At 40.4% G+C, this 22,094-nt stretch carries 18 protein-coding genes; 1 reads left to right on the top strand and 17 read right to left on the bottom strand.

The features are described from left to right. Positions 1–73: 73 nt before the first annotated feature. Together G622_RS0105425 and G622_RS0105420 are read right to left on the bottom strand one after the other, a co-directional pair. On the bottom strand, positions 74–877 hold the full coding sequence (locus G622_RS0105425) for an ABC transporter permease (protein ID WP_026509849.1): 804 nt from the start codon (positions 875–877) through the stop codon (positions 74–76). Between the two features lie 66 nt (positions 878–943). Continuing rightward, a complete protein-coding gene (locus tag G622_RS0105420; RefSeq protein WP_026509848.1) occupies positions 944–2,659 on the bottom strand; it encodes a glycosyltransferase in 1,716 nt (571 codons plus the stop codon). Positions 2,660–2,826: 167 nt separating this feature from the next. On the opposite strand from G622_RS0105420, the gene G622_RS24335 reads away from it, so the two are divergent. Then, complete coding sequence (locus tag G622_RS24335) at positions 2,827–3,771, top strand: glycosyltransferase family 2 protein (protein ID WP_196814180.1); 945 nt, start codon at positions 2,827–2,829, stop codon at positions 3,769–3,771. On the opposite strand, the gene G622_RS0105410 is transcribed toward G622_RS24335, so the two are convergent. The 15 genes from G622_RS0105410 to G622_RS0105340 all read right to left on the bottom strand — a co-directional run bounded on the left by G622_RS0105410 (position 3,768) and on the right by G622_RS0105340 (position 22,061). Further along, on the bottom strand, positions 3,768–4,607 hold the full coding sequence (locus G622_RS0105410; protein WP_026509847.1) for a LicD family protein: 840 nt from the start codon (positions 4,605–4,607) through the stop codon (positions 3,768–3,770). The two genes, G622_RS24335 and G622_RS0105410, sit on opposite strands and share 4 nt — an antisense overlap. Then, positions 4,604–5,329 (bottom strand): IspD/TarI family cytidylyltransferase, encoded by a 726-nt coding sequence (locus G622_RS0105405; protein WP_026509846.1) that lies wholly within the window; start codon positions 5,327–5,329, stop codon positions 4,604–4,606. The genes G622_RS0105410 and G622_RS0105405 overlap by 4 nt, the downstream gene beginning before the upstream one ends. 130 nt (positions 5,330–5,459) lie before the next feature. Continuing rightward, a complete protein-coding gene (locus G622_RS21725) occupies positions 5,460–6,389 on the bottom strand; it encodes a LicD family protein (RefSeq protein ID WP_049945699.1) in 930 nt (309 codons plus the stop codon). Beyond that, the gene (locus G622_RS24330) at positions 6,390–9,161 is read right to left on the bottom strand and encodes a sulfatase-like hydrolase/transferase (protein ID WP_026509845.1); all 2,772 of its coding nucleotides are present in this window, start codon (positions 9,159–9,161) and stop codon (positions 6,390–6,392) included. 27 nt (positions 9,162–9,188) lie between these two features. Beyond that, the gene (locus tag G622_RS0105390) at positions 9,189–9,998 is read right to left on the bottom strand and encodes a DUF4422 domain-containing protein (RefSeq protein ID WP_026509844.1); all 810 of its coding nucleotides are present in this window, start codon (positions 9,996–9,998) and stop codon (positions 9,189–9,191) included. Between the two features lie 94 nt (positions 9,999–10,092). Beyond that, complete coding sequence (locus G622_RS0105385) at positions 10,093–11,007, bottom strand: alpha-1,2-fucosyltransferase (RefSeq protein WP_026509843.1); 915 nt, start codon at positions 11,005–11,007, stop codon at positions 10,093–10,095. Beyond that, complete coding sequence (locus G622_RS21715; protein ID WP_044957179.1) at positions 11,008–12,219, bottom strand: polysaccharide pyruvyl transferase family protein; 1,212 nt, start codon at positions 12,217–12,219, stop codon at positions 11,008–11,010. A 1-nt stretch (position 12,220) separates the two neighbouring features. Further along, positions 12,221–13,606 carry a DUF3329 domain-containing protein gene (locus tag G622_RS0105375; RefSeq protein ID WP_026509842.1) on the bottom strand — a complete coding sequence of 462 codons (1,386 nt, stop codon included), beginning with the start codon at positions 13,604–13,606 and terminating at the stop codon, positions 12,221–12,223. Beyond that, positions 13,603–14,643, bottom strand: a complete 1,041-nt coding sequence (locus G622_RS0105370) for a glycosyltransferase family 2 protein (RefSeq protein ID WP_026509841.1) — start codon at positions 14,641–14,643, stop codon at positions 13,603–13,605. The genes G622_RS0105375 and G622_RS0105370 overlap by 4 nt, the downstream gene beginning before the upstream one ends. Continuing rightward, complete coding sequence (locus G622_RS0105365) at positions 14,643–15,677, bottom strand: glycosyltransferase family 2 protein (protein ID WP_026509840.1); 1,035 nt, start codon at positions 15,675–15,677, stop codon at positions 14,643–14,645. The genes G622_RS0105370 and G622_RS0105365 overlap by 1 nt, the downstream gene beginning before the upstream one ends. Before the next feature lie 11 nt (positions 15,678–15,688). Then, positions 15,689–17,098 (bottom strand): sugar transferase, encoded by a 1,410-nt coding sequence (locus G622_RS0105360; protein WP_026509839.1) that lies wholly within the window; start codon positions 17,096–17,098, stop codon positions 15,689–15,691. Continuing rightward, positions 17,070–18,242: a hypothetical protein gene (locus tag G622_RS0105355; protein ID WP_026509838.1), complete on the bottom strand. Its 1,173-nt coding sequence runs from the start codon at positions 18,240–18,242 to the stop codon at positions 17,070–17,072. Before G622_RS0105355 ends, G622_RS0105360 begins: the two co-directional genes overlap by 29 nt. Next, positions 18,211–20,034 carry an ABC transporter ATP-binding protein gene (locus tag G622_RS0105350; protein WP_026509837.1) on the bottom strand — a complete coding sequence of 608 codons (1,824 nt, stop codon included), beginning with the start codon at positions 20,032–20,034 and terminating at the stop codon, positions 18,211–18,213. The genes G622_RS0105355 and G622_RS0105350 overlap by 32 nt, the downstream gene beginning before the upstream one ends. Positions 20,035–20,132: 98 nt before the next feature. Continuing rightward, the gene (locus G622_RS0105345; RefSeq protein ID WP_049945697.1) at positions 20,133–21,002 is read right to left on the bottom strand and encodes an alpha-1,2-fucosyltransferase; all 870 of its coding nucleotides are present in this window, start codon (positions 21,000–21,002) and stop codon (positions 20,133–20,135) included. A gap of 15 nt (positions 21,003–21,017) precedes the next feature. Further along, complete coding sequence (locus tag G622_RS0105340) at positions 21,018–22,061, bottom strand: glycosyltransferase family 2 protein (protein ID WP_026509835.1); 1,044 nt, start codon at positions 22,059–22,061, stop codon at positions 21,018–21,020. Positions 22,062–22,094 lie beyond the last annotated feature (33 nt).

The following is a 22,094-nucleotide window of genomic DNA, read 5'->3' as shown; positions in this document are numbered from 1 at the left end:
TAACATTCTCCATAAAGCCCGTAAGCCCCACCAAGTGCTCTCTTTATATAAATCCAACACTGACGCCATCATATTACAGGTAGTAAACAAACTCGTGGTTGTATCTCTTATAAATCCACAAGCCTATTGCCAGATAAAACAGTGCATAAAAAGCGCAAAGCACATGATACTCTATTGAAGGTATGGTGCACTCCATTACAACAACTCTGACATACTTTATCATGACATAAACGGGATTCAGCAGAAATGCCCTCTGGATCATAACATTATTGAAATCCTCTACATGATAGAATATAGCTGACAAATATCCCAAAAGTGTCAAAAATACGTCATACAGATACTGAATGTCTCTGAAAAAGACATAAAGCGCTGATAAAATCATTCCTATTCCGATATTCATGATAAGCAATGTAGATATCGGATACAGGATCATAAGCATATGCGGTCCGAACTTTATCTTGTCAAAGAAACAGAATATGAAAAATACCACCAGCGTCAGCATAAAATTAACAAAAGCCGACACGTTCTTTGACAACAGGAACAGATATTTCGGAACATTTATCTTCTGAAGAATCCTTCGTTCCTTAAACAGTGAGCTCATTCCGTTCTTCGTAGCTTCCTTATAGAAGGACATCATTATATTTCCCGAAAAAAGGTAGGTCGTATAATAAAGTGAATTCTTACCTCTTCCAAAAAACTGTGTGAACACTATCTTCATTACAAGAAGATGAAGAAGCGGGGATAAAATACTCCATCCCATACCAAGTATGGTTCGCTTATATTTCTGATTAAAGTCTCTCTGTACAAGTTCCTCAAACAGGAATTTGTAAGATTTTGCCTTTCTTATTCCTTTTTTTATCTTATTACTGATTCTCATATCTCTCTTACTCTTCAAAATTTAATTACTACACCAAACATCTATAATAGCAATTATTTACCCGTTTTACAACCTGGCCTGTTTATCAGCCTCTATCACCTCAGATATTCTCTTTGCCCTGCTATCAAAAGTATGATTTTCCATAACCATCTTTTTCCCTGCTCTGGCAATTCTATCTCTCTCATATTCATGGGTAAGGTAGTAATCTATTTTGTCACTTAAATCTTTCCTGTCCTTATAGGTCACAAGGCTTGAACCGAATGTCTCATTAAGTCCCGGAACATCATCACTTATCACGAAAGCGCCTGCACACATGGCATCAAAGATTCTGTTGGAAATGATTCCGTATTCTCTCATATCATCCCAGTGATCATTTAAGAGAATTCTGGCATCGTGATAAACTGCAGAAACCTTGTCATTAGATATATAATTTGCTATCACATGGCTCTGAACCTCAGGAAATTTGTCCCAATGTCTTCCATAAACATGCAGGTCATGATCCGTCGGAAGTACATCCCTAAGTATTTTCCTGAAGACTCCTCTGCTGTTACCCACAAAAAGGAGCTCAGGTGCATAATTGTTTTCAGGTATAACCTTATCCTTGCTGTATGACATTACGGAAGGGTCAGTGCACTGCATCAGAATTTCAGAAGGAACCGCAACTTTTTCGCCAAACTTCTGTTTCATAATATCCGATGCATAGAATATGTAATCAGCCTGCATCAGTTCTGTCTCCCTGATATCTGCAGGATGTGAGATTGTCCAGTAAACAAGTCTTTGTCCGTCGCTTAAAGCTTTCCTGTAATATCCGTGCTTACCGCGAAGTACAATAACTGTCCTTGCAGTACTCTCCTTGTACCAGTCGTCGATTGGAAGCACATTTACCTTATATCCCAGTTTTTCCAACGCACCCTTTAAGGCATATGCAAAATGATAGTCTCCCCAGAATTTCCCATCGTCATTTCCGGGCATGGATGCACAGATGTCAATCTCGTTGTTGTCAGGCTTTGGCCTTGTTCCCTGATTTCCACCGCTCCGCCATCTGCCAGGCAGTATTGGCCTTCCGTAATTATTTGCTTTCCTTATTTCTTTATCTCTGAAAACAGAAACCAGGCAGTAATCCGCCAGATAATTATCTTTACCATATGCCTTGGACATAAGACACAGATCCGCCAGTGCAAAGTCCCAGGAATTATTCACATATAAACTGCAAAGACCGCCTATCTTTTTATAATAATCAGCCTTGATCATAATGATATTGATGGATGGAATATCCGTCCCGGCTATACCAAAATTGTCCTCCTCTGTCTTCACATCGGCATCGAGAAGCTTACACAAAGTCCCGCGGTTTGCAGTGGAATAGGGAAGGTACTTTACTCCCTTAAATCTGATCTTCAATGCTTTTCCTTTTCTCATCTTCATTGAGTAATAGGTTGTACCACCGACGATTCCGACATTGTCATTTCTTACAAAGGCTTCTGCAAGAAAATCAAGCCAGCCATCATGTACTTCATCCACATTGTTCACAAAAACAAGGTACTCACCCCTGGCATCAGCTGCATTTTCAACTATTTCGTATTTTATATTTGTTCTGGATTTTTTTATTGATTCTTCGAATCTCTTCCTTACCCCCGGATTATCATTAGGAAGATAGACAACAGAAACAGACATACCGGAAAAATCCTGTATGCCCTTGAAATGCTCCCTGATTCTGAACCTGTCAGCACCTCTTGCCGCAGAGGTTCCTATAAACAAAAATCCTTTTTTTATCTTATTGAACATTAAAATAATCCTTTGATAATTATCAATACAGGCATAGATAATACTTTGCCCATTTGGTACAATATACTATGATTTCCCAAAAAATAACAAGGATAAATTGTGTGGGAATCATTGATTTTACCTGCCTTTGCAGAAAAAATCAGAATTACTATTTTAACGAGGCAAAAATGAACGAACCAAAAATCTCAGTTATTATTCCGGTTTATAACGCCCAGAAATATATCAGAAAATGTCTGGGCAGTATTCTCAAACAGCATTTTCCTCTTGAGGTTATTTGCGTGGATGACTGTTCTACAGATTCCACTCCGGAGATTCTTAAGGAATACGCAGAAAAATATTCCAACGTCACTGTCCTTAGGAATGAAAAAAACATGTATGCAGGCCCTTCAAGAAACAGAGGTCTTGAAATCGCAAAGGGCGAGTATGTCCACTTTATGGATTCCGATGACTTTGTAGCTCCGGGTTCTTACGCCTACATGTATAAAAAAGCCAAAAAGAATTATCTGGATATGCTGAAAACCCGTTGCGTTGCCATTAATGAAAAAACAGGTTTTCCCATAAAAAAGCAGTATCGATTCCCCAGATTTAAGAAGGAACTTTACAATACTGTACTTGATTTTCATAACAGACCTGAAGATCTGTACTGTATCAATGTTGTTCCATGGAATGGCATTTACAGACGTGAATTTCTCTTGGAGAACAATATCCGATTCAACGATCTTTTCTGTGCAAACGACCGCTCCTTTTATGTAAATGTCTGCATCATCGCCAAAAGGGTTATGATCACCAGACGCACCTTTGTCTTCCACAGAAAAAACATCGGTGACTCTCTCGTGGGAAAACGTGCCACACACTTCGATTGTGATCTTGAGTCCTTCAAAATCTGTGAAAATATGTGCAATGACAATAATGTCAACGACAAGGTTCGCTTTGAAATTCTTGAACACGAGCTTCGCAATGTCTTTGGATGGTACAAGATTTTTAATGACAAGAAAACCGTTAGCCCCGCCCACAAACAGGCAATAAATGAGCTCTTTTCCGATAGTCGAAGAAGCTACTTCGATTCCTATGGGGAAAAGAGCAAATGGTCAGTCTTTAAAAAACTTATTTAATCATAAAGCCTGTAGGCTTTCATATCATGTGTCTTCCTCTTGTCCTCAGGAGGAAGCTGCATGTAATCTCCAAACAGGTTGTGGAGATATTCGTTCCAGTATGAGCATGCTTTAAACATATGCCCTTCAAATTCCACTTCTATCCACTTCTCATAAGCTTCTCTCGGAATAGCTTCCCTTACGCCGTACAGGCCTTCAGTTACAATTCCAACATTTTTCGCTTTTTCATATGGATAGGCGCAGCTCTCGCTTATTAGCTTATCATTATACCTGTCAGTATTTACGATATTTGCTATAAGAAAAAGAAGAGGCTTTACCAGCTTTTTGGATAAGCTCTTACCTTCAAAAGGTCTTATGTGCTTCATCTGTACATATTTTCTATAGGTAGTAACCCTCCTGTACAGATCTGCAACTTCTTCCTCTTTATCCGGAAGTCCATCCACCGGAAGAAGATCTATCCACAGATTGTCGTATTCCTCTTCTCTGAAGTAGTCATTAAACACCACTGTTCGCTTATCAAGAACCTTTATAAAAGGGAATCTGGACGTGCCGTTGTCATAGCAGACTATCTTTAGCCAGTCGGGAGACTTGAGTTCATCATTTTTTACAAGCCTGCAGAGCCTGTCATATTCCGGTCTTGCCATGCAGATGTCTATGTCATCATCCCAGGGTATAAAGCCCTTGTGTCTTACTGCCCCCAGAAGGCTTCCTCCGCAGAGGTAAAAAGTAAGTCCGTTCTCATCACAAATCTTCTCAAATTCAAGAAGAATATTCAGCTGAGTATCTTTTATTTCCTGCAGGGAAAGTCGTTTCCCCTTAACATCCGATTCTCTCACTTTAACCAGTTATCCTTATCAGATTTAAGATATGCCTTGAACATCTCAAGGTCGTCCTTTGTAGTAAGCTTGATATTCTTATCAGAACCTGCTGCAAAGTATAGTTTCTCTCCCAGATCAACCATCATGGTATTGGTATAAGCACTGCCCTTAATTCCGATGCCTTTTTCAAAAGCCTCATGATATGCCCAGTCGAGCTTACCGAATTTATAAGCCTGCGGTGTTGAAACTCTTCTTAAGGTCTCTCTTGGAATATATTTTTTTGTCGTGCCCTCTTCCTCATCATTTACAACAAAGATCTGCTCATTATAAGGAAGGGATGTCACAGCATTTCCATGCTTTTTACATACTACAATTACATCGGAAAGAACCATCTCATCCACAAGAGGTCTTATTCCATCGTGAATGATTATAATATCATCATCCTCAGCCTTACCTTCAAGATTGAACACACCATTTCTAATGGATTCCTGTCCGCTCTCTCCGCCGGGAACTATCCATTTTAATTTCGTAATATTGAACTGCTTGGCATAAGCCCAAACCATATCCTGCCAGCCGTCGATACATACAAGCTCTATCGCATCAATCTGAGGATGCTTTTGAAATCCCTCCAGAGTGTACATCAGTACAGGCTTATCATACACATTGATAAACTGTTTAGGAATATCCTGCTGCATACGATGTCCTGATCCACCTGCAATTATGATTGCTATGTTAGCCATTAGGTCTCCTCCTCTTTGTGTATTGGCACGATTACTTCGTAATCCTGCCCTATCGGTCGGAACCATTCCGAATCATGACTTCGTCATAATGGTTCCTCCTCGTAAACATAATTTTTCTCAAAACTTACGGTTATTTATCAAAATCCAAAGCTACCGCCGAGTGAATCTCTCGGTCTTCTTCCTTGGGAATCTGCATATAGTCCGGTCCGTAAAGAATCTCCATATAGGTCTTTGTCCCCTTGGGAATCCTTACATCTAACCCTTCAAAAACTGCATTCTTTGATTGGCACATATCTTCTCTTTTGTACATTTCACCAAAATAATGCTTTCGTCCGCTGGGTATGCAGACCAGCCTGGAATCCTCCAAACCACAGTAAGAATACCAATAAATAACACATTTGGCAACTTTATCGAGGCTCAGCCATTTAAAGAGTTTTCCAAATTTCATCTTCTTTTCAAAGGCCTCTCTTAATACCTCATTGACCGAGAGATATGGCTTTAATGCCTCCCAGTCCTCCGCTGTTTTCCTGCAGGTCAGAATATATCCAAGAGCAAGACAGAGCATACCGTGTATCTTTCTTTTTACCGGATTGTCATAGGTGTTTTCCAGGATAAATATATCTATGAAAATACCTGTGTCCTTCATTGTAAGTTCATTAAAAGCCTTATAGGTAGTTCTCTTTTTCTTGATCTGAACATGGGACATTCCATAGCCTCGTCCACATTCTGGTCCGCAAAGGACATACTTATCCCCAAGCCTTTTGTGGAAAACTTCTTTTAAATGTTCAAAATCCTTCCTGGGCATGTTTAAATCAATGTCATCATCCCAGGGTATAAAGCCCTTATGTCTTATGGCTCCCAGCACGGAACCACCGCTCAGGGTATAGAATATTTTTTCCTCTTCAAAGACCTTTATGAAATCCTTAAGCATCTCCAGAAGAGTCTTCTGCAACTCCTTAAGCTGCTCATCACTTAGTTCAAAGGTCCCCGGTGCTCCCCTGAAGCCGGTCTTAAAAAAGTGTCTCCTGTCACCGGCTCCTATAGCTTTTTTATTACCCATTTATTCAAGTTCCTCTTTTATTTTATCAAAATCCACCACATCACTGTAAAAGCCGTCTACTCCGAGCTTGATGAATTCCTTCATCTCATCGGCACTATTTACAGTATGTGTAAACAGCGGAATTCCAGTAGCCTTGATATCAGCTACAAACTCCTCATTTATGAAGGCTTTTTTTGCAGTAAAGGCAACAAAGTCATGCTTTGATGCAGCGTCCAGAAGGGCAGCCGCTGTCCGCTCCTCTTCTTCGGTTCTATAAAGCGTAAAAATAATATTGTTAAATCCAAGCTCCTCCATGACCGTTGCTTCTTCCTCATGGTAAACCTGAATTATAAATCTGTCCTTAAGGTCAGGGCAATACTCCGCGATCATCTTCGCGCCCTCTGCGTTATAGTCCTGTTTTATATCTGTTACGATATACAAGTCATCGTGGCTTCTCAAGAAATCCACAAGACTTCCAAGCCAGAGGGGTGTAAATTCGTTCTCCATCCTGCAGGAAAGTGCATCCTCCAGTGATACCGCCTCTTCCAGGGGCTCACCATCTTTATAGAGCTGCTTCCATGCATGGGCGCATACGAGCTTTTTATCCGTTGTCATCAAAAAATCCAGCTCGCAGAATTTGTTCCCCTTGGAATTGCAGTTATTCAGCGCTTCCACGCTGCTGGTGTAATTTATCTGCTCACCGCCTACCGATTCGATATATCCTCCTGCATGAACTATATGCTTTTCCGCCACAAGGTCATTTCTTATTTGGGCTGTTTCCTGCGGATTACTCAATGAAAACTCATAAAAATCATCCACCCTTGTCTTTTTATCAAACAGATGGTTGTATACAAGTCTTCTGTATTGCTCCATACGTTCATAATATGGCGAAGTACTGTCATCTGTGTTATAGAAATTCCCGTCAGCCCCAATATACCCATTGGAAGTAACTATAGGAACCTCCTTCATCACATCAAGAAGATATTTATTGTATCCACTCATCTTCATTCCTGCCGCATCCAGCATAAGTGATTGAAGGTAATTGACGCTTATTCCGTTTTCTCCGGAATAATCCGCCTCGGGTATGTCATAATTTGCCCATATAAGGAACTTCGTGTGATACAGATTCAAAAGCTCCTCTCCCTCAAGGTTATTCTTATTTCCGCCAACCAGCTTATTATAAAAACTGTTTCCCACTCCGGGTTCATGATCCCCAAAGAAAACTATAACCGTCGGCTCATCAACTTTTTCAAAGTACTTAACAAGCTTCTCCAAAGCCTTATCACTCTCGTGTATAAGATTAAGATAATCCTGAACACCCTCCATGTTCAGCTCTTCATCTGTTACTTTCACTTCATCAGGCACATTTTCCATATCATTTGAAAAAGGTCCGTGGTTCTGCATGGTCACGTTAAATATATAAAATGGTTCATCACTGTCTTTCCTTGACTTTTCATATTCCTCTATGATTCTGTCATAATCCGCATTATCAGTGATGTGCTCAGACATAGTCTCCACATCCTCAGGGAAATCCGAAGCCGAAATAAACTGATCGAAGCCCAGAGCGGGATATACGTTATTACGATTGTATCCATTCGGTTTGTAAGGATGCAATGCTATCGCCCTGCAATAATTATCAAGGAGAAGATTCCCTGTAAGGGTTGGCATAAAATCCTTGATATAAAGCTGATACGGTGTTGTTCCCGCAGGTAAAAACGCCATGGAATCATTGGATAAAAACTCGTACTCGCTGCTGGCTGTCTGGCCACCAAATACCGACACATAGCTCCATCCCTTTATGGTATTTTCCGTAAGACTGTCATAAAAAGGCATAACCGGTATGTTGGTATTTAAATCCCCCACATCCTGAAGATCAGAAAATGCCTCGTTCATAATAGCGATCACATTGGGTCTTACTTTATCATCAGATATGGAATCAGAGTTATATGTCTCCATAAGCTCTTCTATCTCTTTCGGATCATATCCTTCAGGCTTATCAACTACCATATTCCTGATGCTTCTGGCAAAAGTCAGAAGTCCGCCCTTTTGTCTGTAGGTTTTAATAGGTATCCATACATGAACTGATATACCCTGATTTTCCAAAAAATCACTAAAAGCTATTGTTCTTGCAGCAAATAAAAATACTACTACCGCTATGGCTGCAACTGAAACCCTTTTTAACAGGCCAGGCTTCTTTTCCATTTTCACTCTGAAAAACAGAGCAAAAGCCAACGTTGCCAAAAGGAACTGTATTGCCATGAACTGACGCATTCCCATTTCATAGCTGTAATGTCCTGCCACATTCATCGCCGTTCCTGCTGTTGCCACATCACCGGCTAGAATAGGAACCTGTCTGTATAAAACCGTGAAATAATTTGCGAGTCCAAAAGAAATAAAGAGCAGTCCGCTAATAAAAAACGAAATGCCGTAAGATAGGGTTAACGCGAAAATGAACCATACGATAAGTGCATACAGTCCATAATTGCCCAGAATAATTTTTAATCCATTCCCTGGGAAATCAAATCCTGTCTCCAGTGCAGCTTCAGTAAAATAGAAGCACAGGAGCGGATAAAGAATGAGTCCTGCTATATAAAGTGCTTTCGGTGCCTCCCGCTTCACTTTACCCGGCAAAAAGGGTGAAGAAGCCGCAAACACAAACAGAAAAGCACTTATGATAATATATCTTTTTCCTGTAAAATCAGTTATGTGCTTAAAACTAATAGCTGAAACAAATAATATAAATAATAAATAAACAATGCCGACAACAGCACTTTTTCCTGATTTTCTTTCCACTTTACAATTCCCACTAATTCCTTATGATCAAAAACTATGATCATATTTTTTATGGAAGAGCTTGGCTGCAAGGAATGCTCCTCCCTTTTTTAACCAATTAATCGTCTCTATATGTACACATGGCAGCTCCTGAATCTGGTATCTGGGAATCGCTCCTGTTGTAACCTGATAATCAAGCCACACATTAAATATGAGCTCTGCTATTCTTCCAATGTAACGCCCCTGATAAGCGCTCAAATTCTTCTCGGGATATCTGTTCTCAACCTCCGCGAGAATACTGAACAGCCACTCACAATACTTATCAAGTACATCCCTGCGCATTATAAACATGTTAAACATATGTCCTGAAGTCTGAGTCATCACTCTCTCAAATGATTCCATGTAATCAGGATAAAGGTCCTTTATGACCTTACCGGTCTCATCAAGCTGTTCCACATAATGAGTGTGCGCATAATGCGATTGAAGAGTCTCTATATAATACTTTCTCTTTTTAGGTACTATAATACAATTTTTAGCCAAAAGACGCTTAATCTCTTCACCGCCCATGATCCTGTTAAAGGGATCATCCTCTCCCCTGGTCTCGGGTGAAGCAAAATATCTTCTGTAATGAACAAGTCCAATATAATCTGCTTTAAGATTTTTCCAAGCCCAGTACAAACCTGTAAGCTCACAGTAACTGCTGTTTTTAAGCGAAATATTATCCCCAGTATTGTCCTTTTCATAAGGTGTAGAAGCTGCCTTCTTCTGACCTGCTCCCACCTGTAAAGGCATATACACCGGATCACTTGGCATTCTATATTTTTTTGTTGTTGCTATAATGATCTTTATATCGGGCATCTGCCGTTTCCTTCTTCATACATAATCGCCAATTTCATATGAGCAAGTCACGTCGGCTTCCATGTCTCACTGAAATCTGTACTAAAGTTCTATTTTACATTACATTGCCATCTTTGTCCACGAGCACCCATGAGGGCCAGTATTCATGCATAAGCTGCGGTGTGACAGGCTGGTTATTTCGCATTGTAAGCGTCCTGACAAGTTTCCTGTCAGGCCTTTTATTTAACCTTGCACCCCAAAATGAGAACGTGGAATTGGCACATATATTCCCCATGCAATGACTCATTAACTGAATATCAAGCAGTGAGTACTTTCCTGTGTTATGATCCACGATGGTGTACCTTTTGGGATCAGAATACTTCTGCCTTGCATATTCAGGGTCATTGGTAAAAATATAAAAATGCGTATCAGGGTTAAGAGCTCTGAAGTAATCCATGGCACTCTCATAGTATCTCTCAGTAGCGATATTTCCAAAGAGCGCTGCATTTTCAGGATCGAGATAATCGCCCCTTCTTATATGGACACTTACACTGGTAACGTTTTCCATCTCATTCATAAGATCCATATTTTTTATATTGATCTCCTGATCCGGATGTGTAGGGAAAATAAACAGTTCCCTAAGTTCATCCATGATGTCGTCATAGTATTTCTGACACGCAAAATAACCTTCTATATATTTGTCCTTGAGCTCAAATATCTCCGGATGATACATACAGCTTTCCGTAAATCTTTTACTTGCAGCAGGGATCAGCTTCTCAACAGCCTTCCTGAATACACTTCTGTCCTGAAAATATGCCCGTTCCTCATCTGTGCAGACAGGCAGAGGAAGATTCTGAAAATAGGAAAGCTCAAGCTGTCTCTTAGCCAGTACTCCGCTTTGATTTTTTGAATCAAACCAGGATGTATCAAGTTTTATATCTTTGTCAGCTCCGGCTCTTTTCAGCTTTCTGTACATAGCGTACTGCTGCATCTGATTTCCGAGCCCGCCGGCAATCTGTATTATAAGCATTTAGAAAAGCTCCTTTATGTATCTCACGTTTAAATCCGCACGGGATATGTAATCCGGCATTATCGTATTTAACCTGTCCCTGATGGAATCTTCATTTTCAAGTATATAGTCAAAAGCCTTCACCAGATCCTCCTCGGTAGCAAGCTTTTGTACCGGCACCACATAGTTTTCATCAGTTCCGAAAAGGTCTCTTGCAATTCCTCTCGACTTTACGGAATATCCAAGAACAAGCGTAGGCACACAGGTTGAATAGGCTGCAATCGTGGAGTGCGTTCTTGCACCTATGAAAATCCTGCAGGCGCTGATTATTCCCTTAAGCTCCTCAGCTGAGGCATCCTCCACAAGTATAACCCTTCCGGTGTCCTTAAACTCATTATAGAGCTCAGTAAGCGGCCCTCTGTCATCATTACTCTTCCACACTACATGAGGAATAAGAGCAACGCATAAATCTCTCTTATCTTCCAGAATATGTCTTATAAGATTCCTGTAGTTTTCCATGGTAATTCCGGGCTTTGACTCTTTTCCCTGAACCATGGGACTTACATTTAATCCTATAGTCTTACCTTCGACAAAGCCTTCAGGAAGCTTTTTATTTTTCACAGGAAGCATAAATGCCGGATCCGGGCATAATTTCACCTTATCCTTTGGGATTCCTCCTGCAATCATTCCATCATAGGATATGGACTCTCTTACGGTTATGAGATCAAATTTCATAAGATCATCCTTTAGCGCAGGAACCGTATCAGGTTCAACAGAGCAGCCCATAAGAACCGAGGACATGCCTTTTTCCAAAAAGGCTTCATGAGCAAGCTTTAAATCATTCACCATCTCAGGATAACAATAATTATCACCGCCTATTGAAACTGCAATGGGTCGCTTATAGGAACCTGCCTTTTTCAGAACGTCCTTAAACTGGTACCTGAGAAATGAAACCGCATCTCCTGTGAGTTTTCTATATACATAATAATAAATATGAGGTATAAGGTCCTCTGAAATTAGTCTCTCCTGCACAATTGAGCACTGGTTCTTTGAAACCCTGTCACCCAGACCGTATTTCAAGTCCTGCTCTTTGCTGTTTGAGATTATGATCGGAGGTATGCTTTCTTCACCCCCACATACCTTGTCAAAAGCTTCCAGCGTAGCATCTGCTATGGCTTCGCAGCCATGATTCCCGCTGCCTGCATGCATATAAAATAAAAGCTGCCTATCCATATCACTCCTCCTCCCAGGCATCAGGATCTAATCCCAATACTGTCTGGAAGCCATAATATCTTGCAATCATCTGATTATTCCAGTTCTGCCAGTCCTCTGTCACATCGGATTCAAAAGCTGCTGAATACTTATTGTCAAACTGACTGTGAAGCATTGGTATCTCTGCGTCAACCGCGCCTTCTTGGGCCTTCTCCTCAAGATATGCAAAGCGCTTATTCTCATCGCGATATATTCTCGCAAGATTTGCAGCATTCTCAATATAAGTAAAGGTCATAAAGATCAGCAAAGCTGCTACACTTCCAAGCTTAAGAGTCTTCATGAGCTCAGAAACATCACCCTTTTCATCCATGGTATTTACATTTGAAAATCCCTGGACTATGGCTACTATAAGAAAAATCCCGGCACCAAAGTACGCTCTCACCTGAGGCGTAACCGTAAGAATCAGGCTGTATGATGTGGCAAAGAATATAAAAGCAAAAAGCCACATCTCTTTTAATGCTTCAAAATTCCTTCCCTGCACCATCAGCAATATAAAAAGAACTGCAAGTACGATCAGAAGAACCATGAATTCTTCCTTCAATGTAAGAGTTATTTTCAGGAATCTCGCCGCAATTGCCAAAAGACCTGTGTTTGACTCCTCCATATACTGAACTCTTATCTTATTCCCGGGGGCAAGCACCATAAATAACAGCCCGACAAAGGTTCCGGATATGGCGGTAATTGTCCAGGGAAAAATCTTTTTATAGTACAAAACAATTATCAGCATAAGCAGGAGCAGTCCACCACTTGTGTTCTCATTACACCAGCCTGCTATGATACCCAGGATGAAAAAGCCGACACTTCTGATCAAAAGGTCACTTCCGGTACTTTTCCTTCCGGAAATACTGTCTCTGTAGGCTCTCCTGTAGAGAGTGATCATTGTCATTATGATCGTTGTGGTAAAAAGGTAGTTGCAGGCACCGGTCTCCCAGAGCACGGTTTCTCCAAAGGATATGCCTGTCATCCATATAAGCAATACTGATAAAAGATAATTATTTATGTTATATCGTACATTACTGTCCACATTAAGATATATAAGTAAAGTAAGTGCTGTAAAGACCGCTGCCGAAAGGAAATTAAAAAAGACTCTTCCCCCAAAGGTGTGCAGGTCTATGAACATGCAGATTCTCAGCATTATATGGGCCACAGATCTCCCGGTCCAGGTCAGATACTGATTGTGTTCCTGCCCAAAAAGTTTAAGAAAATTACCTGCCTCCTCCACTTCTCTACCATAGGACATGTCATCCATAAGTCTGGGAGTCAGCATCTCATATATCAAAATGGTAATAAAGCACATTATTACTGATAAGATGAACAGTTTTTTTCTTGTGTTTTCTTCCTTTATCATCTCTTTTTCCATTGTCCGTATAATTTTATATATAAATCAGGACTGAATCTAAAAATCGCAACTTTTATCTTATAACCGGCTGAAAGCCGGTTATAGGAGCCTTTTATCCGCAGAGCTTTGCTAATAACCTGAGAAGCACTACCTATAACCTTATCCTTCATGACTTCTGCGGATATTTTATCTATATTTTCTCTCATATTATTTGATTTAGCAAATTTAGAAACCACTAACAGCGCTGCCATTATTCTAATGACTGCAAATTTCAAACGAGCTTTATCAGAGAGCTTATACTCAATTTTATTTAATCTTTCATCAGCTATATCCCAGCATTTTATCTGGTCAAAATAGGATGGCTTAAACTCTGTCAGCATAGCACCGCTGTCATTAAAGTTATACCTATATCCGCTTCCGGTTATCATGCTGATGCACTTTTTACTACCTGCTTTTATAAGTATATCCAGCAGGAAAAGCATATCCTCACCAATGGTAATTCCGTCAGGGAATCTGATTTTTCCATCTTCTTCCAGAAGACTTCTTATGAAAAGCTTCCCCCATACGTGTGTATCCTCACTAAGGATCCCATCTTCAATATATCTGTATCCGGAAATCAGTTCATCCGTTTTAATCTTTCCGTCCATGATGACGATGTCTGCATTATTTTGCGCAGCACTCCTTAGAAGATCAGAAATATAGCTTTCTTCAACCAGATCATCAGCGTCAACAAAAGCGATATATCTGCCGCAGGAATTCTCAATACCAAGATTCCTGGCTTTTGATACACCGCCGTTTTTTACATGAAGTACCTTTACATTCGAAAATTGTGCAGAGAGCTCATCACAGATTCTCCCTGTAGAATCTTTAGAACCATCATCAACAATGATGACTTCAATTATATTATCGCTTTTGGTAAAGCCATTAATTACATCTTCTGATATTTTCTGAGAGCATACTGATCTGACACAGTTTTCAATATAGTCCTGTGCCTGATAAGCCGGAATTATAACGCTGACCAACGGCTCTGCCATGGCTTTATTCATTAGTGTGCCCCCATCGTCACTCTGTCGAACCCCTTTATTATCATCCGAACTCCAAGTATTACCGGCGTGATCGGATGCCTCATACATAAGTATATCAGTTTATTTCCTTTTTCAGATACGGTAACAGGCGTGTTCTTAATAATGTCTGCCACCTCTCCTTTTCCAAATACTTCCTTTACTCTACCCGTAACATCCGGAGCATTGATCCTTAGCTCACTCTTCATAACCAGAAACAGGAGTCTTACATACTCTCTGTCCATCTGCTCCACTGCATTAGAAACTCCCTTATCCTTCATGATGTCCAGAAAAGTCTTGTATATCATTTTAATGTCAGCAAGAAGTCTCTTGTCGTGGCCATGGGACATGGACTCTCCCACCGTCCTGTAATGATAAAAATATCCGTCCTCCACTACAGTGAGTCTGTCTGCATCAAGCAGGCACGGAAGGGTAATATTCACATCCTCCGCCATACGAAGATTAAAATTCAGATAATGCAGATTATCAAGGATAAGCTCACGACTTATAAGCTTCATACACCTGGACATTGTTACAGGTCTGTTCTCTTCACCCAGAAGTCTCTTACGTACACTGTCAAGTGCTTCGTTTTCATAAACTCCCGGCGCTAAACCCTGAGTAGCTTTTCTTTTTTCGTTCTTCTTTTCAATTATATAATTACTGCTGATGATTTCCCTGATTCCGGGCTCTTTTGACACATACTTCAAAAGCTCCTCTATCATATTGGTTTCTACCCAGTCATCACCATCAATAAAGAGGGCGTATCTGCCATTGGCAGCCTTTACGCCCTCACTCCATGCAGATATCAGGCCACCGTTTTCCTTATGGATTACCCTGATGCGCTCATCCTTTGCGGCGTACTCATCGCAGATTTCTCCGCTTCCGTCGCTGGCTCCGTCATCCACCAGGATAATTTCCATATCTCTATAGGTTTGGTTTATAACGCTCTCTATACAACCGCCAATATATTCCCGAATATTATAAACAGGAATAATAACGCTAACCTCTTTATTTGCCATGTATTCCTCTCTTAACGTGCACCTCTTCCAAAAAGTACCACGCCTACAGTCTTTAAAAGAATACTGATATCAAGTCCTAAAGACCAGTTATCAATATACTGAAGATCCAGTTTTACAACATCATCGAAATCTTCTATATCACTTCTGCCGCTGATCTGCCACATCCCTGTAAGACCGGGAGTCATGCTGATTCTTCTTCTGTAGTACTGATTGTACTTTTCAAATTCATCCTCGGTGGGTGGTCTTGTACCCACAAGACTCATATCACCCTTAAAGATATTGAGGAACTGTGGAAGCTCATCGATACTTGTCTTTCTGATAAATGCTCCCACCTTTGTAATTCTCGGATCATCCTTCATCTTAAACATCAGACCGTTCATCTCGTTCTGATCCTCAAGCTTCTGTTTAACCTCCTCAGCATCGGTCCTCATGCTTCGGAATTTATAAATCTTAAAACGTCTTCCGTTTCTGCCGATACGAACCTGTGAAAAGAATACCGGTCCCGGAGAATCAAGCTTAATGGCAAGTGCCACAAAAGGAGTAACAATTCCTGTTATGGCAAGTCCTACCAAAGATCCAACTATGTCCATGACTCTCTTTAAGATAAGTGCTCTGTATCTCTCGGTTCCATGGATGTATGAAATAACAGAATAGGTTGCAAGGTTACCAACTGAAGTACTTCCTGCAATATTGGGAAGTTCTACGCAATAATGAACAGTTACACCCATATCTCCAAAAGCAGCAATTGTATCATTCAATGCTTTCTGGCTGATGTTGGGAGTGTATATAAATATCTCATCAACAGGATATGATGTCACTGTATCGATAAGATTATCTCTGTTAGCGATTATCTTTACGCCTCTGATCTCCTCACCGGACATATCCTCATCAAGGCAGACAGCTCCTTCAATGGAATAATTGAACTCAAGTCTGTGCTGAAGATGTCTGATAGTAGGCATCATGATTTCTTTCTCGGAAACCACAAGAAGCTTTATCGCAGAATCTCCATTCTGCCAGTAGTTTTTCAGGAACAGTTTTACCAACTGATGAAAAACAAATGTCAGAATGACATTTATCACTATAAAATAAAGCATAACCAGACGGGAGAACTGCTCCGCCAGCTTAAGCACATAAGCAACAGCTATAGTTCCCAGAATAAGCACAAACTCAAATTTTGCAATGGCTGCGCCCTCCTGCCATATGGTTCGCTTTAGAAATCCTCTGTTTGAATCAATTGCGAAAGTGTAGATCGTACAGATAAGTATCATAATAACGCAGATATAGAAGTGCATTGACTTATCCTGCATGTCCCTGAAATTCCAGAAACGGAAATATGTACCGAGCACGAATGAAATGATTATGGATATTATATCTACTATCCATAATGTGTAGTTAATTAGATACTTTGCTTTTCCTTGCACTGTTCTCCTCCCATCTGTCTGACAACAGATAAACCCCGGCGATGGGAAGCAAATAATTCCTACCTATAAAAGAAGAAACAAAACTTGCTTCAACCAGAGTAAATAAACTTACAGAGATTATCATGATCATAACACCATAATCTCTCCTCTGATACAACTTGAATATCAGATAAACGATCACTATCAGAATCAATATCGCGGGTATAATCCCATACCAGTAAAAAAGCCTGACCCACCCCATATCAAAAAAGGCATTACCACTGAACTCGTCTCCCCACAAGCTCCAGGTCTGAAGTGAGCCTTTATGCGGCTTTGTATCATAATACAACGACTGTATCCTACCTGTAAGCAGTCTGTCCAGCTTATAGTAAAACGGATACTTTTTCTTCCTTGCATATCTGCTTATGGCTGCTGCCCAAACTGAAAAGCCGACACATCCTGCTATCACCACTACCCCGGAGATATACAGAAGCTTTGACCTCTTCAGCGGTTCTATCCCATAAACCAAAAATGCGATCATGATAGTAAAAACCGTAAGCGCTGTACCTGTCCGTGAATATGTCAGAAAATATATGATCACATTAAATACAAGCGCGGCTAACATTATAACATTTCTTTTGAATTTCTCAAAATCTTTTATCAGATAAATGAACAAAACAGTGATAGAAAATATCACGCTCTGAAGGGTGTTGGGATGTCCGAAGCCAAAGGCATATCTGACTTCATCCGCTCCTCTTCCAAAATCACCAATAAGCTTTACATCTCCTGCAATACCAAAAACTGATCCTGCCACTATAATGAGAGCCCCGGCAACAGTTACTGCAAAGATATACTTTAACATTTTCTTTAGATCAGCATCCTTACAGGCTATCACAAACAATGAAAATCTGAGAAGATCATTATTCCCGGTAACCCTGTAGCCTATCACACTTATTACCCCTGTGATCACTATCACTATCCATTGTTTAACTGAATAGTGCGTCAGCAATAGTGCCAGTACCGTAAATATAAAGCTTACCCTGAAAACAGGCTTTGGACTCGAAAGCGGAAATACACTTCTTTCATATATCATCAGCAAAAGTTCTATGGTAAGAGCAATATATAAAAATATATTACGTAGTCTTGTGATAAACGATTTTTCCATCAAGTGTAGTCTCCACGATCTTTTCGTCACTGACTTCATATATAAGATCACATTTCTCGATTGTATTAAGCCTATGCGCGATGATCACCATCGTCTTCTTACCATGAAAGCTGTTTATCGCCTCCATAACCGCTGCCTCTGTCTCATTATCAAGAGCACTTGTTGCCTCATCAAAAACAAGAATCTCAGGGTTGTGGTAAAGAGCTCTGGCAATTCCGATTCTCTGTCTTTGTCCGCCGGAGAGTCTTACACCGCGGTCACCGATTTTAGTATCAAGACCTTCAGGCAGAGTTCTTATGAAATCAGCGAGCTGAGCTTCCTCACATACCTGCCATATTCTGTCTTCATCAATTTCATTTGCATCTATACCGAACGCAATATTGTCTCTGATTGACTCATCTATGAGATAGATGCTCTGCGGAATATATCCTATCTGTGCAAGCCATGATTCATAATTGCTGAAAATATTTACCCCATCACAGAGAATTTCTCCACTCTGAGTGTGTAATAATCCAAGCAGAATATCTACAACGGTTGACTTTCCTGCTCCCGATGATCCCATGATACCAACTGATTTACCCTTAGGTACTGTCATATTGGCATCTGTAAAAATATTCTTATCGGAATCAGGATAAGCAAATGTAATTCCCTTGAGTTCAATCTTGTCACGTAGCTCTAAGGCAGGACCAGCTATAGCCATCCTCTCAGCCGCCATCTTCTTGTCTGTCTTCATGGACTCAGAGAGATTGTCATAGACGAAATTAAGCGAAGGCTCTTCATATGCAATCTCCGTAATATAAGTATTTATACGGTTTGCACTGGGTATAAGTCTTACAGCTGCAACACCAAAGGCTGTAAGGTGTGTAACCAGAAGCTTGGTATCTCCGCCCCGTGCCACATAGGCAATCATAAATCCAAACACAGCAGCCATGAAAACCGTCTCTATCAAAGACCTTGGCGAATTATTAAGAACCGTGTATCTGATGTCCGTTTCTGCACCGATTTTACCTGACTCATAATAATTTCTTATGAAAAAGTCCTCACGGTTTAATACTTTAACTTCTTTAAGACCATAGATAGCCTGAATTCTCCACTTTGCAATCCTTGAAGCAATGGACTGGTTCTTTCTTCCGATTTCATTCATAAGTGGCTTTAAAATCTTGGTAATAAGAACAGTCATGCCTCCAAGCACCACTATCATAAGCAGCGCCATCTTCCAGTTGGTATAAATAAGGAAAATACCTAAAAATGATGAGACAACCAGCTCTGTACACAAATTCAAAAGAGCCAGCATCAAAGAAAATGTTTTTGGTATATCACCATCTGTAATACGGAATACCGTAGGTATATCCGCCCCAAGATAATCCTCATAGGGTCTGTTCAAAAACTCTCTCATAACTCTGGAAATCATGTCATTGCGGGTTCTTGAGATAAAGCTGTTCTGGACATATACCAAAAATATAAGATAAATATTTTTTACTATATATATTACAATTAGCAGCGATAACATAGCACAGATCAGCTTTGCATCGGTATCAAGCCCCATCGAATCCGTCAGGCTCCTCAATATCTTTATGCTGTCTATCTTTTCGCGCACCTTACCGGGATCAAGAATAACCCCTGCCACGGGAGCAAGGATTCCGACACCCAGTGTCTCAAATAAACCGCCGATAATTATCATAAATCCTAAAATTACCAGCATTCTCTTTTGTTTTTTATCAAAAATATAATTTATTTTGGAAAAAAGACTGAGTTTCTCAGCCTTCTTCTCCTTTGGATCAGTTAAACTCATAAATATCCTTTGTAATCGATTTATTTAAAGTTAAATACCCGCGGGTATCGCAAGATGAACATGCAGGCATGTTATCCTGACTCGTGCCTTCGTATGAATCAAATGCGCGTCATACGCTCAGTATAAATATCATCCATAGGCTTGTTATTGAGCCATTTTTTAGGCACAATAACAGTCTTATCCGGTGAATCATTGATCCATGCACTCCACCAGCTATAACTTGAATTTGCAAGAATATGGTGTTTGCACAGACTCATGAGCAGCATATCAGCTGCATCCTCATTTTCTTCGCCTGTATCTACAATGCGGAATTTCTTTCCTTTGACGTTCTCCTCACACCATTCCTTATCTGCAGTGAATACATAGAAAATAGCTCCCGGATGTTCGGAAAGCATTAGATCGATTGCTCTTTTATAATAATCAGTATCACAGATTCCGCCGTAGGTCTCAATGGCACCCGGCAGCAGATAATCTCCTCTTCTCACATGAATACTGATGGATTCTGTTTCCCTTATCTGTCTGTACAGCTCCCAGCTCTCTTCCGAGGTAAATACTTCGGCCGGATTAAAAGTAAATTCTTTCCGAAGCTGTGCTATAACATTCTTATCACTGAAATACTTATCACTTTGGAAATAGCCGTTTAAATAAGCTTCCTCCATTTCAAAGATCTTAGGATCAAAGATTCCTGTCAGTTCCTCATATTCTTTGGTTTTTCTCCCAAAAATCTTTCTGCGGATCCTGCTGAACAGATCCATATATGAATCCGTGATATCGACCACCTCGGCATCAGTTGCCTTATCATAGGTGATGCCAAACATATCCTCCAAAACCGGATCTCTTTGAGGGTCATCGCGAAATCCGTAAAAATTATCAATCTTAACTTCTCTCCCCAACGCTTTCAGTTGAAGATACAGGGCATATTGAAACATCTGATTACCCAGACCGCCCATCATTCTTATAATTATCATACGTCCCCCTGATCCTTACTTTATGTAAAAATGATCAAATATAAACCGATGCTCTAAAAACTTCTGCATCCTCTTTTTTTCTCTGGGATCTGCAATCCGGCAGCTATAGATTTTATCAAAATCATCTCTGCATCTCTCGGTGTAGGAAGTTATATCCTTAAGATACTTCTTTTTGTCACCAATCTTGTCAAGCTTTGCCTCGGTATAAAAATCCAAAAGCCTCTTATACATAAGATAGTCCTGGGTATATGCAAGATCATCTCTGCCGATTCCAACAAGGTAATCCCTGACTGATTTACAGGACGGTATCCACTCGGAAAAGATGGCAAAAAAGCCTTCCTGATCCTTCACGCTGTCCTTCCTGTCTATTATATAATGATAAAGCGGAGTGTCAACGAACACGGCCTTTTTTGCGCTTCCAAGGATTTCCAGCGTGAATCGCCTGTCCTCATAGAACAGCTTATTGGGAAAGCTTTTATTCACAAGAAGGCTCCTGTGATAAAGCTTGTTCCACACCATGCTTCTCACTGGCAGAACATCTGATTCCTCTATGCAGCTGGCGATCATATCATCAAGCCCAAGCAGAAATACTTTTCCTGCTCTCATATCCTCTGTAAGTGGATGAATATCAATAGCCCTGTCTTCTTTATCCTCATAATAATCACAGATAGCCAGTTTACATTCTGCAGCCAATATAGCACTCATCATGTACTCATAGATATAGCTTTCCACATAATCATCGCCATCAAGAAAAGCAATGTACTCTCCTTTAGCCAGAGCGATTGCCTGATTCCTGGCAGTCCCCGGTCCCTGGTTCGACTGGTGGACTACTCTTAATCTCTTTTCCTGAGTCATATAATAATCGCAAATTCGCGCGGTATTATCTCTTGAACCATCATCTATTATAAGTATGTCCAGATTCGAATAAGTCTGTGCCATCACCGACTCAATACATCTGGCCATATATTTTTCAACGTTGTAGCAGGTAATTGCCACCGTAATCAGGGGCTGCTCTGCTTTAGGTATGCCATCAAAATAAAAATGACTTAAATCTTTCATATATCCACCATTTTCATATATGCAATGTGTTAA

Origin of the sequence: Butyrivibrio sp. LC3010 (genome assembly GCF_000424385.1) — a bacterium.
GTDB lineage: Bacteria > Bacillota > Clostridia > Lachnospirales > Lachnospiraceae > Butyrivibrio.
The sequence above is the reverse complement of the archived record's forward strand: the minus strand, read 5'-3'. Positions and strand labels throughout refer to the sequence as shown.